We start from the raw sequence: 252 nt of genomic DNA, 5'->3' as shown, positions 1-252 counted from the left end.
CTCCGGCGCAATTTATTGCCGCCGCTGAGCGCTTTAAATTGATGAACGATGTTGATAAAGAGGTGATTAGAAAGACTTTTCTCTGGTTATCTCTGCATGAAGAGATCTGGGAAGACCATTGTATCTCGATTAATCTATCGGGCAATAGCCTGGGCGCCGAGGGCATGGCAGATTACATTATTCAGCAGTTCGAGCGTTTCGCCATACCCAGTGAGTGTATCTGTTTCGAGATCACCGAGACCAGTGCAATTC

1 protein-coding gene is annotated in these 252 nt (G+C 46.8%); it reads left to right on the top strand.

Features of this window, described 5'->3' with window-relative positions; all coding sequences use genetic code 11:
* A partial coding sequence (locus MTCD1_RS19790) for an EAL domain-containing protein (protein WP_143760210.1) occupies window positions 1-252 on the top strand: 252 nt, incomplete at both ends.

Source organism: Colwellia marinimaniae (genome assembly GCF_002207865.1).
Lineage (GTDB): Bacteria > Pseudomonadota > Gammaproteobacteria > Enterobacterales > Alteromonadaceae > Colwellia > Colwellia marinimaniae.
This window is presented reverse-complemented; position numbering and strand designations above follow the sequence as displayed.